Annotated in this window: 14 protein-coding genes; 10 read left to right on the top strand and 4 right to left on the bottom strand. The window is 35.4% G+C overall.

Features of this window, described 5'->3' with window-relative positions; all coding sequences use genetic code 11:
* Nucleotides 1–2 precede the first annotated feature (2 nt).
* The 6 genes from ACQV2G_RS05320 (at nt 3) to map (ending at nt 5,627) form a co-directional block, all read left to right on the top strand.
* Nucleotides 3–1,013, top strand: a complete 1,011-nt coding sequence (locus ACQV2G_RS05320) for a Gfo/Idh/MocA family protein (protein ID WP_428873572.1) — start codon at nt 3–5, stop codon at nt 1,011–1,013.
* A 61-nt stretch (nt 1,014–1,074) separates the two neighbouring features.
* On the top strand, nt 1,075–2,343 hold the full coding sequence (locus tag ACQV2G_RS05315; protein ID WP_428876298.1) for a DEAD/DEAH box helicase: 1,269 nt from the start codon (nt 1,075–1,077) through the stop codon (nt 2,341–2,343).
* 97 nt (nt 2,344–2,440) lie between these two features.
* Complete coding sequence (locus tag ACQV2G_RS05310; RefSeq protein ID WP_428876297.1) at nt 2,441–3,592, top strand: glycosyltransferase family 4 protein; 1,152 nt, start codon at nt 2,441–2,443, stop codon at nt 3,590–3,592.
* A gap of 109 nt (nt 3,593–3,701) precedes the next feature.
* Nucleotides 3,702–3,947: a GlsB/YeaQ/YmgE family stress response membrane protein gene (locus ACQV2G_RS05305; protein ID WP_428873575.1), complete on the top strand. Its 246-nt coding sequence runs from the start codon at nt 3,702–3,704 to the stop codon at nt 3,945–3,947.
* A gap of 84 nt (nt 3,948–4,031) precedes the next feature.
* A complete protein-coding gene (locus ACQV2G_RS05300; protein ID WP_428874870.1) occupies nt 4,032–4,823 on the top strand; it encodes an acyl-ACP thioesterase domain-containing protein in 792 nt (263 codons plus the stop codon).
* 45 nt (nt 4,824–4,868) lie between these two features.
* Entirely contained in the window at nt 4,869–5,627 is a 759-nt protein-coding gene (gene map / locus ACQV2G_RS05295; RefSeq protein WP_428873577.1) for a type I methionyl aminopeptidase, read from the top strand.
* 620 nt (nt 5,628–6,247) lie between these two features.
* On the opposite strand, the gene ACQV2G_RS05290 is transcribed toward map, so the two are convergent.
* From ACQV2G_RS05290 to ACQV2G_RS05275, 4 genes are read right to left on the bottom strand one after another with little or no spacing between them, the layout of a single operon-like run.
* A complete protein-coding gene (locus ACQV2G_RS05290; RefSeq protein WP_428876296.1) occupies nt 6,248–7,360 on the bottom strand; it encodes a glycosyltransferase family 4 protein in 1,113 nt (370 codons plus the stop codon).
* A gap of 5 nt (nt 7,361–7,365) precedes the next feature.
* Entirely contained in the window at nt 7,366–7,638 is a 273-nt protein-coding gene (locus tag ACQV2G_RS05285; protein WP_428873579.1) for a hypothetical protein, read from the bottom strand.
* Between the two features lie 24 nt (nt 7,639–7,662).
* Complete coding sequence (locus ACQV2G_RS05280) at nt 7,663–8,904, bottom strand: aminopeptidase (RefSeq protein WP_428873580.1); 1,242 nt, start codon at nt 8,902–8,904, stop codon at nt 7,663–7,665.
* Between the two features lie 15 nt (nt 8,905–8,919).
* A complete protein-coding gene (locus ACQV2G_RS05275; protein ID WP_428873581.1) occupies nt 8,920–9,369 on the bottom strand; it encodes a flavodoxin in 450 nt (149 codons plus the stop codon).
* A gap of 195 nt (nt 9,370–9,564) precedes the next feature.
* On the opposite strand from ACQV2G_RS05275, the gene galE reads away from it, so the two are divergent.
* The 4 genes from galE to ACQV2G_RS05255 are packed head-to-tail and all read left to right on the top strand — an operon-like array spanning nt 9,565 to nt 14,045.
* A complete protein-coding gene (galE, locus tag ACQV2G_RS05270; RefSeq protein ID WP_428873582.1) occupies nt 9,565–10,575 on the top strand; it encodes a UDP-glucose 4-epimerase GalE in 1,011 nt (336 codons plus the stop codon).
* A 24-nt stretch (nt 10,576–10,599) separates the two neighbouring features.
* Nucleotides 10,600–11,430, top strand: coding sequence for a hypothetical protein (locus ACQV2G_RS05265; protein ID WP_428876295.1), 831 nt, complete (start codon nt 10,600–10,602; stop codon nt 11,428–11,430).
* A 23-nt stretch (nt 11,431–11,453) separates the two neighbouring features.
* Nucleotides 11,454–12,629 (top strand): glycosyltransferase, encoded by a 1,176-nt coding sequence (locus ACQV2G_RS05260; protein WP_428874869.1) that lies wholly within the window; start codon nt 11,454–11,456, stop codon nt 12,627–12,629.
* 3 nt (nt 12,630–12,632) lie between these two features.
* Nucleotides 12,633–14,045: a lipopolysaccharide biosynthesis protein gene (locus ACQV2G_RS05255; protein WP_428873585.1), complete on the top strand. Its 1,413-nt coding sequence runs from the start codon at nt 12,633–12,635 to the stop codon at nt 14,043–14,045.
* Nucleotides 14,046–14,047 lie beyond the last annotated feature (2 nt).

The following is a 14,047-nucleotide window of genomic DNA, read 5'->3' as shown; positions in this document are numbered from 1 at the left end:
TCATGTTGAACTATGCGACGATCGGTAGCTCATGGATTACTGAGCAAATGATGAATGCGGCTCGGTTAACACAGCGTTACCATCTCACAGCGGTTTATTCACGTTATCTTGACTCGGCTAAACAGCTTGCACAAAAACATGATGCCGATTATTTTACCAATGAATTAAATAATATTCTCTATGATCCTAAAATCGAAGTGATTTATATCGCTAGTCCTAACTCCTTTCATTTTCAGCAGGCTATCCAAGCTGTAAAAGCAAAAAAGCATGTAATTATTGAAAAACCTATGGTAACCTCCTCAGCTCAATGGCATGAGCTCTATTCACTCGCTGACGAAGTCGGAGTTTATGTATTTGAAGCGGCAATGCACTATCATAGTCGAAATTATAGTCGTTTGAAGCCTTTAATTAAACATAAAATGAAAGAGTTGGACAGTCCTTTATATGGTGCTAACTTTAATATGGGACAATACTCTTCTCGCTATGAAACTTACTTAGAATCCAAAGAAAAGGGTTGGCAAGTTCCGAATGTTTTTAATGCTGATTTTCATGGTGGTTCCTTGATGGATTTAGGTGTCTATCCTTTATACATAGCGCTCGACTTATTTGGTCTTCCTGAATCTGTTTACTATCATGCGATAGATGATGGACGACAAGTTGATTTGTTTGGTACAGTCATTTTAAAGTATGCTCAAACACAAGTTTCAATCTTTTTGTCCAAGACTGTTCATTCTTTGATGCCGAGTGAAATTTATATTGGCCAAGAAACTTTTATCATTAATGATATCTCACGCTTAACCAAGGTGAGTTTAGTTAACACAGAGGGTAAGAAGGCCCAAATCATAGATTATTTACCAGCTAATCCAATGTTTGATGAGTTATTAAGCTTTTCAGATATGATCCTTGAAGAAAAAACAATTCATCAAGAAATATTGTATGAGAACTGGAGACAATTATCCTTGCAAGTGGTTCAAGTTCTTGAGTTATTACGTCAGTCAGCTAAACTATTATAAGACCCTTGAACGGTTAGAAGTCAATGACTTTTAGCCGTTCTTTCATGAAGAAGGAGATTGTATGAAGGAATTATCAAATACACAATTAAAAAAACACTGGCAAGAAAAACATTTTTCCGAGGCAACACCTATTCAAAAACAAGTCTATCCCTACCTTAAAAATGAAGAGCCGGTTGTAGCTATTTCGCCAACTGGTACGGGAAAAACACTGGCCTATTTGCTTCCTATCCTAGAAAAGATTGAAGTAAACCAACATCTACAAGCCATCATATTTGCCCCTACTCAAGAATTAGCTCAGCAGATTTTTTTAGTGGTGGATGAATGGAGCCGATTACTTGGAATGACTTCTATGAGTATTGTTGGCGGTGCTAATGTCAAAAGACAAATTGAAAAATTAAAAAATAAACCGGAGCTTATTGTGGCAACTCCTGGACGTTTTAATGAGTTACTAAAGCAAACATCTAAACTGAAGGTTCACACGGTTAAATGGATTGTCTATGATGAAGCAGACTATCTTTTTTCAAAAGGTGAGCAGCAAATAGCAGACATTGAAATGATTGAGAAACGCCTCATGAGAGATATTAAACGCTATTATTTTTCAGCTACTAAAAGTAAAGATTTTCTTGATTATTTACAAGCAAAAAATTATGAATATGATCGTTTAGAAATTTCAATGCATTCAGCCAATATGCAAACTGAACATTTGTACCTAGAAGTTAACAATCGACAAAAAACAAATATGTTAAAACGTTTGGCTCAAATTGAAAGCATGCAAGCGATTGTCTTTTTTGATCAAATTAGTGAGTTAGAAAGAGCTGCTGCAAAAATGATTTTTGAAAATTTATCCATATCTGTACTTCATAGTCAATTAACCAATCGAGAAAGACAAATGGCCTTAGAACAGTTTAGACAGCAAAAAACAATCTATTTATTAACGACGGATTTAGCTTCTAGAGGACTTGATATAGAAGGAATACCTTATGTTATTCATTATCATCCAGCACGAGATGTGCGGACTTATTATCATCGTTCAGGAAGAACTGGACGCATGGGGAATGAGGGATGTGCTATTTCACTGGTCAATCAACAAGAAGCTATAGACCTAAAAAATATGCTTGATGACAGTAGTATTCACTTAGAAGAAAGAGTGCTTTATGATCGTAAATTATTAAATGAATGGCCTGAGGAGGAAGAAATAAAACGGTCTATTAAACGAATAACCAAGAGTAAATCACATCCAAAAAAACCAAAAACAGCAGTCAAAGCTAAAAAGAAAAATCGTAAGCGTAATACTAAAAACATTGGGAAACCGCGCAAAAGGGAAAAATAAAAGCTTTACCTAAATTTTACAATAAATTTACAGTATCTTTTTATCATTGAGTTATAATAATTATTAAGATAGGACATTAAGGTAAAGGAGAAGTGAAATGAGAATTTTAATAGCAACAGAAACATTTGTACCTGCTACAGATGGTATCTGTACACGCCTTGCTCATATGACAGTTGCTATGAAGGACTTGGGTCATGAAATAATTGTCGTATCACCTGATTTAGGAATTACTGAGTATAAGGGTGTAGAAGTGATACCGATGGATTCTTTTAACTTTCCTTTATACAAATCACGTCCTTGGGGTTTACCTTCTCGCAAAATGAAAACAATTATTCAAAATTTTAAACCTGATATTATTCATGCAGTCAATCCATTTTTCATGGTAACTTCTGCTGTTAAATATGCTAAGCAATTGGGAATTCCTTTATTAGCTTCCTACCATACACACTTGCCTGATTATCTTGATTCCTATAATTTACCGCTCTTGAAACCAATTCTATGGGATTATATTCGCTTTTGGCATAATGACGCTGATTTAAATGTTACTGTTTCAGAAAGTTTAAAAGTAGAATTAATCCAACAGGGGATAGCTGCTGAAGGAGTTATGCCGCGTGGTATTGACCTTAAAAAGAGGCATCCTAAGTTTTTTGATCAGAATTTATATAACAAATGGACTTTTGGATTAGATAATCAAAAACTACTAGTCTATGTTGGACGACTTGCTGCTGAAAAAGATTTAGATCATTTATTACCAATCCTTTCTTACCGAGAGGATATCTGTTTAGCAATTGTTGGGGATGGTCCAGAGCGCCAATATTTAGAAGAATTATTTACAGGCACAAAAACGACCTTCACTGGCTTTTTAACTGGAGAAGACTTGTCTAAGGCATATGCAACAGGAGACGCCTTTATATTCCCATCTGTTTCAGAAACTTTTGGCTTAGTTATTTCAGAATCGATGGCTTCAGGAGTTCCGGTAATCGCTGCTGAAAATGGTCCTACCCTAGAACAAATTACTCCCAACCAAACAGGAATGATTTATCAATCAGGGAATATAAAGTCATTAATGGAAGCTTTAAAGATTTTAGATAATCCTTTAAAGCTTAAGAAAATGGGGTTAAGAGCCCGTCGAGAAGCTGAAAAATATTCATGGAAAAACGCCACCAGCATGCTGTTAAATTATTATGAAGAAACAATTCATCTTAGTTCTCAAAAACTCTCACATCTTAGTAAATTAGTAAATCAATAAAAGAGCAGCTCATCAAACGCTTAATAGGGTAAGGACAAAACAAAGGATTCGCAAAATGTAGTAATTTGTTATATAATTTATATAGAAATGAAAGAAAGAAGGTATAATTATGGGACTTATTATGACTTTAATTGTTGGAGGAATCATTGGATGGTTAGCAGGTATGGTTCTAGGTAAAGATATTCCTGGGGGAGTTATTGGAAATATCATTGCTGGTATCATCGGTTCATGGATAGGTGGTCAATTCTTCTCTAATTTTGGCCCTGTAGTATCTGGCATTGCTATTTTCCCATCATTAATTGGAGCGATTATTCTGATTGCAGTAGTATCCTTTGTCTTAAAGAAAACAAGATAAGTTGATTAGCTTAACACTTAGGCGGGTTCATTGAACCTGCCTTTTTTCTTTATTTACTGATATTCTTATTTGGGAGGAAATGACATGGTGGAAAAACTGACGTCTTATACTCAAACATTTAAAATAAATACTGATTGGTTTATCGATCCAGAAAATAAAAGTAATAATTTTACTAAACTATTAGAAGCTGTTCTGGAAACTTCCACAAGGCATGATCAAGTTAATCAATTTGATCAAACTGACTCTATTTTGGGGCAGGATGAAAGTTGGGTAATTACGCAAAACATCTGCATGATCAATCAACTGCCTCAATATGGTGATACGATTGAAGTTCAGACTAAGATTATTCAGGCCAACCGATTTTTATTAGAGCGGTGGTTCGAGATAAGGTCTAAAGATCATCTTTTGTTAGAATGTCAGATGCAATTCGCGGTGATTAATTTAAAAACTAGGAAAATGGGCCGTATTGCTCATAAAAAGTTAGAAGAATTACAACTTATTGACCACCAACAAGAGGTTAAGAAAATAAAGCTTAATTTTCCTGACGATATAACTCTTTGGAAAGAAAAAGACCAAGCTATAACAAATCAAGATATTGATTTTAATCATCATGTCAATAATCTTGTTTATATAAATTGGTCCATTGGTAGTCTTCCTTCTTGGTTACAAAATAATTATGACATAAAAAACTTAGCGATTAAGTATGGTCGAGAGTTGCTTAGAGAGCATCAAGTTAAAATTCTTACAGAGGCTAATGTCAAAATAGAGACTCAAACTGATGCTAAAAAAATAATAACTTATCAAACTATTTATAATGCTACTAATCAGCAAGAAGCGGCTCGGATTGAAATCGAATGGCTGGAAAAAGAGCTGTAATTCGTTATAATAGATTCGATAATGAAATTAGAAAGAAGGCTATTAATGATCACACTTAAATCTGAAAGAGAAATTCAAGCCATGAAAGAATCAGGAAAAATCCTTTCTGATATTCATGTAGCATTACGGGATTTTATAAAAGCGGGGCTAACTACTAAACAAATCGATCAATTTGTTCAAAATAAAATTGAAGCAGCTGGAGCTGTCGCTGCCCAAATCGGCTACGAAGGTTATAAATTTGCTACTTGCACCAGTGTTAATGACGAGATATGTCACGGTTTCCCATCTAATCGTAGCTTAAAAGCTGGTGATATAATAAAGGTAGACTTCTGTGTAGATTTTAATGGAGCTATCTCTGATTCTTGTTGGTGTTATGCGGTAGGTAAAATTAGTCCAGAGCATAAGCGATTAATGGAGGTTACCAAGGAAGCATTATATCGCGGGATTGAACAAGCTAGACCTGGGAATCGTATAGGGGATATTGGACATGCTATTCAAACATATGTGGAAAAAGAGGGCTTTGGTGTAGTTCGCGACTTTATTGGTCACGGTATTGGTCCTACTATCCATGAAGAACCAGCTGTTCCTCACTATGGTATAAAAGGCAAGGGACTTCGATTAAAAGAAGGCATGACAATTACCATTGAACCAATGGTAACCACAGGAGATTGGAAAATGAAGATGGATGCCAACGGTTGGACGGCCAGAACCCGAGACGGAGGATACTGTGCCCAGTACGAGCATTCATTAGCTATTGGACCAGACGGACCTATTTTATTGACTCAACAGGAAAATGAAATATAATTTAATTGTTTAAAAATAAAAACAAGGGGTTGGAACAAAAGCCCTGAATAATTAAAGAAAGTTCGGTAAACGGTATAATCGTTAATCGGACTTTTTCTTTAACAATATAAACATAGAAAGCGTTTCCTAATATAATAGTAGGAAACACAAAACTATTTAGGAGGGGCTTTCTATGTAGCAACAGTGTATTATGAATTAAACTTGCTTTCCTTTGAGAAGATCCAATACTAAGCGAGCTCTACGAGGAGCAATTCGAACAGATTCCAGAAGCAAATATTCGCCCACTTGAACTTGCCGATGGGCGACCTGTTTATCATCCTCGTGTCTTACTTAAAGTATTGTTATTTGCTTGTTCTAAAGGCAATTTTTCAGGCCGTCGTCTCAAAAAGTATCACCGAAAAACTGCCTAGGATTTTATTCCTCGTAAAGAAAAACACACCACTTGTCAAGCGACATCAACGGTCGCAATAGCTTTTCTAAGACCGATGTCGAGCGAATATTTATGGCCAATAATCTACGTCAATACGCAAAGTAACTTTCCAATCTGGGCTCGCTGTAAATTTTGAGGCAGGGCTGAGCAGCCCTTTTGTTCCAGCCCCTTGTTTTTATGATTGAAGCCTTTAGGAAATAATTGATTGATAGAGTTTTTCATAGCGGCTAATTATTTCATCCCATTTGAAGGGGTTGATTGCTTCTAAAGCATCTTGAGACAAACGTTCATAATGGTTTAAAATATAAAGAATTGCTTGATCGAAAGCTGTTTGATCAAATCGATCTACAGAAACGCCTACATGGTAATTTTTAAAAAATGAATCGAATCCTTCGTTTTGAGTATAGATTACTGGCAAACCTTGACTCATTGCTTCTGGATAGACTAATCCAAAGGTTTCAGGGAAAGATAGTAGGGCGAAAAGATCCATTGAACGATATAAACTGACCATTTCAGCTTTGTTTAAAGCGCCGTGGTAGGTAATATGATCCATTGCTTGCAATTGCTTGAGAATTTTAGCATCCCAATTGGGACCAGCAATATGTAACTCCGCTGCTTGGTATTTTTTTGAAAAGTGTTCGATCATTTTAGCTAATTCAACAAAACGTTTACCAGAAGATACTTTACCAGCGGTTACAATACGCAGTGGCTGATGACAAATAAATTTCTTTTCATTGAAGCGATTGTTATGCCAATAATCATCAATGCCGTTAGCAATGACCTGGCTTTTACCTTTAAGATTATCCAATTCTTTAGTGGGTATAAAGCGATTAAAAACCTGTTGGTAAGTATTTTGTGAAATAAAGATAATCTGCTTGGCATCGCGCATAATATCTAAGCCCACATTTCGCATCCATGGCATTTTTTCAAAAAAAGTATGTAGGTCCGCATTGCGTACAGCAACAATATAGGGGACATGATATTTAAGATAAACTTGTCTAGCTAACCAACCATTTGAAAAGAGTGAGTGTGCATGAGTAAGATCAAAGCTATCTAAACTGTATGATTCTTTTAAATCTTGCCAAATCTTATGGTGTTTAAGTGGAAAAAACCAGCGCATCCATTGATCGTGATTTCTAGATAGATTTAAGTAATCTCCACTAGCTGCTACTCTTTCTTGAGGGAATTGATGCGAAATGGGGACATAAACTTTTAATTTATGTCCCTGCTTTACTTGACGATCATAGACTTGTTTAAATAAACCAGAAGTTGAGAAATAGGAATTAATATGTAAAATATCCATATTATCTACTCTTGCCCTTCTTCGATTAGGGCTTCTAATGAAGAAAGTCGATTTTCTAAATCTTCAACTTTTTGATTCATGGCAGCTTGACTGCCTTCATATTCTTTCGTTGTTGGAATAGAGAAAGCTTTTACAGACAGATAAACAAGTAAGAAGAAAATAATGATGCCGATGATTAGAAGCGGCCAACCGGTTCGGTCTACCCGTCGATCTATTTCTTCAATGTGTTTGGTTATTTCTTCTTCAAAATTTGTGTTAAAGTTTGAAGGGGTTACCATCCTTAACACCTCCTTCTAAAGTGATTAAAATGCCCATTCACCTTTACGGAAGATCGGGGTAACAGTACCATCTACTGAGATTCCATCAACATTCATTTCCGCATTTCCTACCATAAAGTCCACGTGAACATTCGATCGATTAAGTCCCACTTCCTCTAGCTCTTTTTGGCTCATTTTAGCACCATTTTTTACAGAAGTAGCGTAGGCTTGTCCTAATGCGATGTGGTTAGAAGCATTTTCGTCAAATAGAGTATTAAAGAAGATAATGCCTGATTGAGAAATTGGTGATTGATGCGGAACAAGCGCTACTTCACCTAAGGAATCAGAACCCTCATTTTCTTCTACCAGTTGACGTAAGGTTTCTTCACCTTCTTTGGCTGATACTTCGGTAACTTTACCGTCTTTGAAAGTGAATTTCATTTCATCAATTATAGTTCCACCATAAGCTAATGGTTTAGAAGAAGAAATATAGCCCTCTGCACGTCTTGAATCTGGAGCTGTAAAGACTTCTTCTGTAGGCATGTTAGCAATAAAGACTTCGCCTTTTTCATTAAGTGATCCGGCACTTTCCCAGACATGGTTTTTAGGTAAGCCGACAGTGAAATCAGTTCCAGGTCCTGTATAATGCAACTGATCGAATTGTTGTTCATTAAGGAAGCGTGCTTTTTCGCTAAGACGTTCTTCATGTTCATCCCAAGCTTTAATTGGGTCTTCTTCATAAATACGTGTTGTTTTAAAAATTTGATCCCATAAAGCGTCTACTTGTTCTTCAGAAGTTTTTAGTTCAGGGAAAACAAGAGCAGCCCACTCTTTACCTGCACCTGCAACAACTAACCATGAAACAAGATTTGATTGTGTCGCAATACGTACATCTTTCATAGCTTGAGAAGAAGCACGGTTTGCTGCGTTTATTTTTGCAGGATCAATTCCTTTAAGAACATTTGGATCACTTGAACGTAGTGAGATACGTTTAGCTCTTTTTTCTACAAAGTAATTGCCTTCATCAATTATAAATTGCGGAATATCGGTCAGTGTTTCTTCAGATTGATGGGTAAAATGAAGACGAGTTAATGTATCGTCTGCCCAATTTACTTTAACAAACTTAGCACCTGCTTTGTAAGCAGCTTCAGTCACTAAGCGAACTAATGGGGCTTGATCAAGATCAGCGAAAATTAAAATATAATCTTCTTTACTAACTGCAATTCCTTTATTGACGATTAAGTTTGCATATTTTTCAAGAAGTTGATCAAAATTTTTTAAAGTCATAGTATACCTCTTTCCTTATTGATTTAATTTTTCAGCAATACCATCAGCTAAAGCTTGAAGACGTTCAATATCCTCACCTTCGGCATTTAAGTTAATTTTACATGATGGGCCACCAGCTTGAGCGCCTACTTTTAAAAATTGTTTTTCAAAGTGATCGACAGCACCACAAAAGACTTCATAGTAAGTATCGCCTGAACCAAAAACACCAAAGACTTTATCTGATAGATCTAATTCACCCAAATCATCGTAAAAATCTAGCATTTCGTCTGGTAGTACTCCATCGACTCCGTAAGTATAAGAACCGATTAATACAGCATCATATTCTAAAAAGTCTTCTGCATCTGCTTGCATGACTTCAACCACATCAGTAGTGATACCGTGAGCTTCAAGACGCTCAGCAATAATATCAGCCATTTCTTCGGTATTTCCAGTAAGACTTGCAAAAATGATTAATGCCTCTGCCATTATATTCCCCCTTAAGGTTAAGTTGTTTTAAACCTTGTGTTATTATATCAAACTTCATAGCAATTGTGGACCTCAATTCCTATTAGGTTAAGAAGTAGGAGTAAATTTAGGAAGAAATTATGAAGAATGAATCTAGCTAGATTTGTTATGCTATAATTAATCAGAATATAAATAAGCTAAGGATGGAGGCTATATATGTCAATCTTAGTTACAGGTGGAACTGGATATATCGGCAGTCATACAGTTATTGAACTATTAAACAATGATCAAGAAGTAATCGTTGTCGATAATTTTTCAAATTCAAAACCAGAGGTTTTAAATCGTATTCATACAATTACTGGTAAAAACGTTACTTTTTATCAAACTAACATTGAAGATAAACAGGCAATGGCTCAAATTTTTAAAAATCATCCTGTTGATTTAGTCATTCATTTTGCTGGCTATAAGGCTGTTGGTGAATCTGTTGAAAAACCTTTAAAGTATTATCATAATAATCTTAGTGGTACAATTACCTTGCTCGAAGTCATGCAGGAAAACCAAGTCAAAAATATTATTTTCTCATCTTCAGCAACTGTTTATGGTGAGGCACATAAAGCGCCATTTGATGAATCAATGCCGACGGGTGAGGCTAGTAATCCTTATGGTTATACAAAATTAGTCTTAGAAAAAATATTGCAAGACTTATCGTATTCTGATTCTGAGTGGTCGGTGACTTTATTACGTTATTTTAATCCTATTGGAGCACATCATTCTGGCTTGATTGGTGAAGATCCTCAGGGAATTCCTAATAATTTAATGCCATATATTACTCAAGTAGCAATCGGTAAGCGCCGTGAATTGCAAGTGTTTGGTAATGATTATCCAACACACGATGGAACAGGTGTGCGTGATTATATTCATGTAGTAGATCTTGCACAAGGTCATCAAAAAGCGATTAGCCACAATCTAAAAAATAAAGGTGTCGCAATATTTAATCTGGGGACCGGTCAAGGTTATTCTGTCCTAGATTTAATTAGGGCATTTGAAAAAGCCAATCAAGTCCAAATACCTTATCAAATCGTGGATCGTCGTCCAGGGGATATCGCGATTGCCTATGCCAATCCTGAAAGGGCTAATCAAGAGTTGAATTGGAAGGCTCAAAAAAACTTATATGCCATGTGTTTAGATTCATGGAATTGGCAGAAAAAAAATCCTGAAGGATTTTAATGATAAATTGAACGGAGGAAGCATATGTTTCCAGAACAGAAATCAGACAAACGTCCTTTTTTTTCAAAAAGACTTTTGGTCTTTTTTCTTGTAATGATTCTTTTAGTTTTTTCTACTTTTCTCTTTTTTGGCTATCTGGATGATTTGAAAAATTCTTTCCAAGGCACCTTTGTCCATAATCCTTCTGAATGGCAATACTATACTATTGGACAAGAATTACTAGAAAAAAAAGATAGGTCTTTTGAAGACTTAGCAAAAGATGGCATCGAGCTCTTAGTTTTGAGCTATGATTACAGTCAAGCAGGCCGAATTGGGGAGAAAAGAATTAAAGAATTAACTTATTATTTATGGGATTTTAATCAAGAAAAGATAGTCCAAGTCAACATCGATCCACAATTAGATTTATTTATATCAGATACTAAAATGTCAAAAACAATCAGAGAATATGGTTTAAAGCAAGGAGAGTTAGCTTTAGTTGAACAATTGACTCAATCATATAATTTGCCCATTGATTTTTTAATTGTCTTAGATCTTGATAGGTTAGAAGAAGTTGCTAAAAAGAACTCTAATGGAGTATTATTCAAAAATATTAACAATGATGATCGGCAAGAACAAAAGACAAGTCAAATTATGGCTGACAATTTAATGGATTATCATCACTTTTTAAAACTAGCCAAAGAATTAAATCAAACGGATTACCTGGTAAAAAGTAACATTGGTTTTAACCATTTTTTAAAATTTACTCTCTACTATAATCTTCAAAAGGGTCAAAAAACTGAAACATTTGACCTATCTAGCACACAAACAAGAAGTGAAAGAGAAAGATTACTAGAATCCCTAAATTTTAATCAGTAGAAAGTCGTATAAGGAGGAAGCTTTTGCAAAAAATTAGAATCCTACATCTAATGTCATCTTTTGGAGGAGGCATTTCTACATTTATTCACAATTTAGCTAAAGAAGCTAGCAATCAAGAGATGGTTTTTGATGTAGCTACCTACAGTCAAGTTCCTGACTATTTTAAACAGACGATTGAAGAGACGGGTGGTCAGATTTATTTTCTGAATAACCCCAAAAAAACTTCTTGGCAATCCTTTAAGAATAGTTTTGCTAAAGCTTTTCAAGAGAATGCCTACCAAGTAGTTTATAGTCATATTGCAGGTTACCGTTCAGTCATTTATTATTATTTAGCCCATCAATTCCAAAAGGATACGCCCTTTGATTTCTATATTCATGGGCATTACCGTTATGACAAAAATCCAGCTTTAAAAAATAAATTGATGCAAGTTTTTGATGCGCAAGTCAATAGAAGATTGTCTCGTTTACCGATTGGATGTTCTCAACTTTCAATAGAAGAATTGTTTGCTTTGAAAGTTGGAGAATCCTCTGTGGTTATTCCAAATAGCATAGAGCCCAATGATTTCTTTATCGATTTTGAAAAGAAGCGAACAAGTCGTAAATATTGGCTAAGCAAATTCACTAAGAAAAGCAAACAAAGTCTAATAATTGGACAAGTGGGGCGTTTAACGGCAATTAAAAATCATCCTTTGACCTTAGAAGTCATAGCTTATAGTAAAAAGCAGCATCATCCCTTGCGTTTAGTGATTGCTGGTGAGGGGGAAGATCGGGATTTTTTAGAAAAAGAGGTAGAAAAAAAAGAAATTGATGCCCAAGTTTTCTTTGCTGGCAGAATTAGTCCGATTGCTAATTTATTAGCCGGTATCGATTTATTAATTATGCCCTCTTTTTCTGAAGGTTTTGGCACGGTAGCCATTGAAGCTCAAGCGGTAGGCATTCCCGTGCTTGCCAGCGATCAAATAAGTCAAGAAGTAGACTTGGGCTTGGGGTTGATTCAATTTTTATCTTTAAATTGTGAACCTAAAGAATGGTATCAGAGGCTGATTGAATTTTATCATCAAAGTTCAACTAAAATTCCCACTGATGAAGAACGATTTAGAAGTATACAAGCTAAGTCCCTTACTAATGAAGCTGCAGCCAAGCTGTATCGCCAGGTGTTAGATCATCAAGTGAGCCATTTTCGGATAGATTCGAGGTAATATATGAAACATTTTATGAAAAGATTAACAGGGTTTTCCTTAGGACCGATTATTGGTGCATTAATTTCACTGATTCAAATCCGCATTTTGACTCAGTTGTTAGTAGCAGACCAATATGGGGTTTCAGGATTGTATCGAAACTTAATCTTAAACATTCCTAATTTTCTTTATATTGGTCTCGATCAGGCTTTTTCTCGTGAATTTCATCAAGCTGCATCTAAAAAACACCTTTTTCAACAAGCAATTATTATCCCGATCGGGATGGGAATCCTTCTATCATTTGTTATGCTTGTTTTTAATCAGACCATTGCGAATTGGTTGTTTAGTGATCCTAACGCAGGCTATATTGTGATTTGGAGTACAATTTTACTTATTTCAATGATTATTGAACGCTTCGTACTCATTTCTATTCGTATGCAAGAAAAAGCAAAAGAATATTCTGGCTTTACCATTTTATTAAAGAGTTTAATTTTTGCAGTTTCCTTGTCTATAATTGCTTTGGGCATTCGCGATTTTCGTGTAGTGGTTTTTGGAATGATTTTTGGTCAACTTATAGGGGATAGTTTTCTTTTCTTACGTTATAGAGATTTGTTATCGTGGAATGATTTTGTTGTTGACTATGACCTCATAAAAAAATTATTATCTTTTGGTTTTCCGCTTATGATTGCAATGTCTCTTAATTCGGTGCTCAATACAATTGATAGCTTAATGCTTCGGTCTTTTTCTACCAAAAAAGAATTAGGGTTTTATGCTGCAGGCATCGCGATTGTCAATATGATTGGTATTTTAAAGACAGCATTTGCAACCTTTTGGGTTCCTACTGCCTATCGATGGCATGATGAAGGCAAGTCAATGAAGCATTATAAATTTATTTCAGACGCTGTTCTTTTTGTTTTAACGGGTATCTTTTTTGGGATTCTTGTATTTCGCCCCTTGATTATGATGATTTTAGGCGAGGACTATCGTTCTGTTCAGTATATTCTTGGCTTGCTCTGTTTTCCTCATATTATGTATACACTTTCTGAAACAACGACACTGGGAATTGTTTTTTCACGCAAGACCTATTTTAATACATTGGTTTCTTTATTGGCTTTGATTCCTAGTTTTTTTATTAATCTCTGGCTCACTCCAAGATGGGGAGCTTTAGGAGCAGCCACCGCGTCATCCGGAGCCTACATCATGTTTTATCTAGCTAGAACTTATTTTTCAAGTCGGACAGGCTTTTATTTCAAACAAAGTAAACATCTCATGTCCATTTGTTTAATGTTTATTGCTGCCTTCATTAACACTAGTGATTATGCTTATCGTTTGTCTGTAACATTTGGCTTAGCTTTGGTCTGTCTCATTATTCAGTTTTCGACCATCCAAGATGGTTATCAAATCTGGCGTAATCCTGAGAAATGGGATTTTAATTAATT

The sequence above is a fragment of the Facklamia sp. P12955 genome, assembly GCF_050409565.1.
In the GTDB taxonomy this organism is placed as follows: domain Bacteria; phylum Bacillota; class Bacilli; order Lactobacillales; family Aerococcaceae; genus Facklamia.
This window is presented reverse-complemented; position numbering and strand designations above follow the sequence as displayed.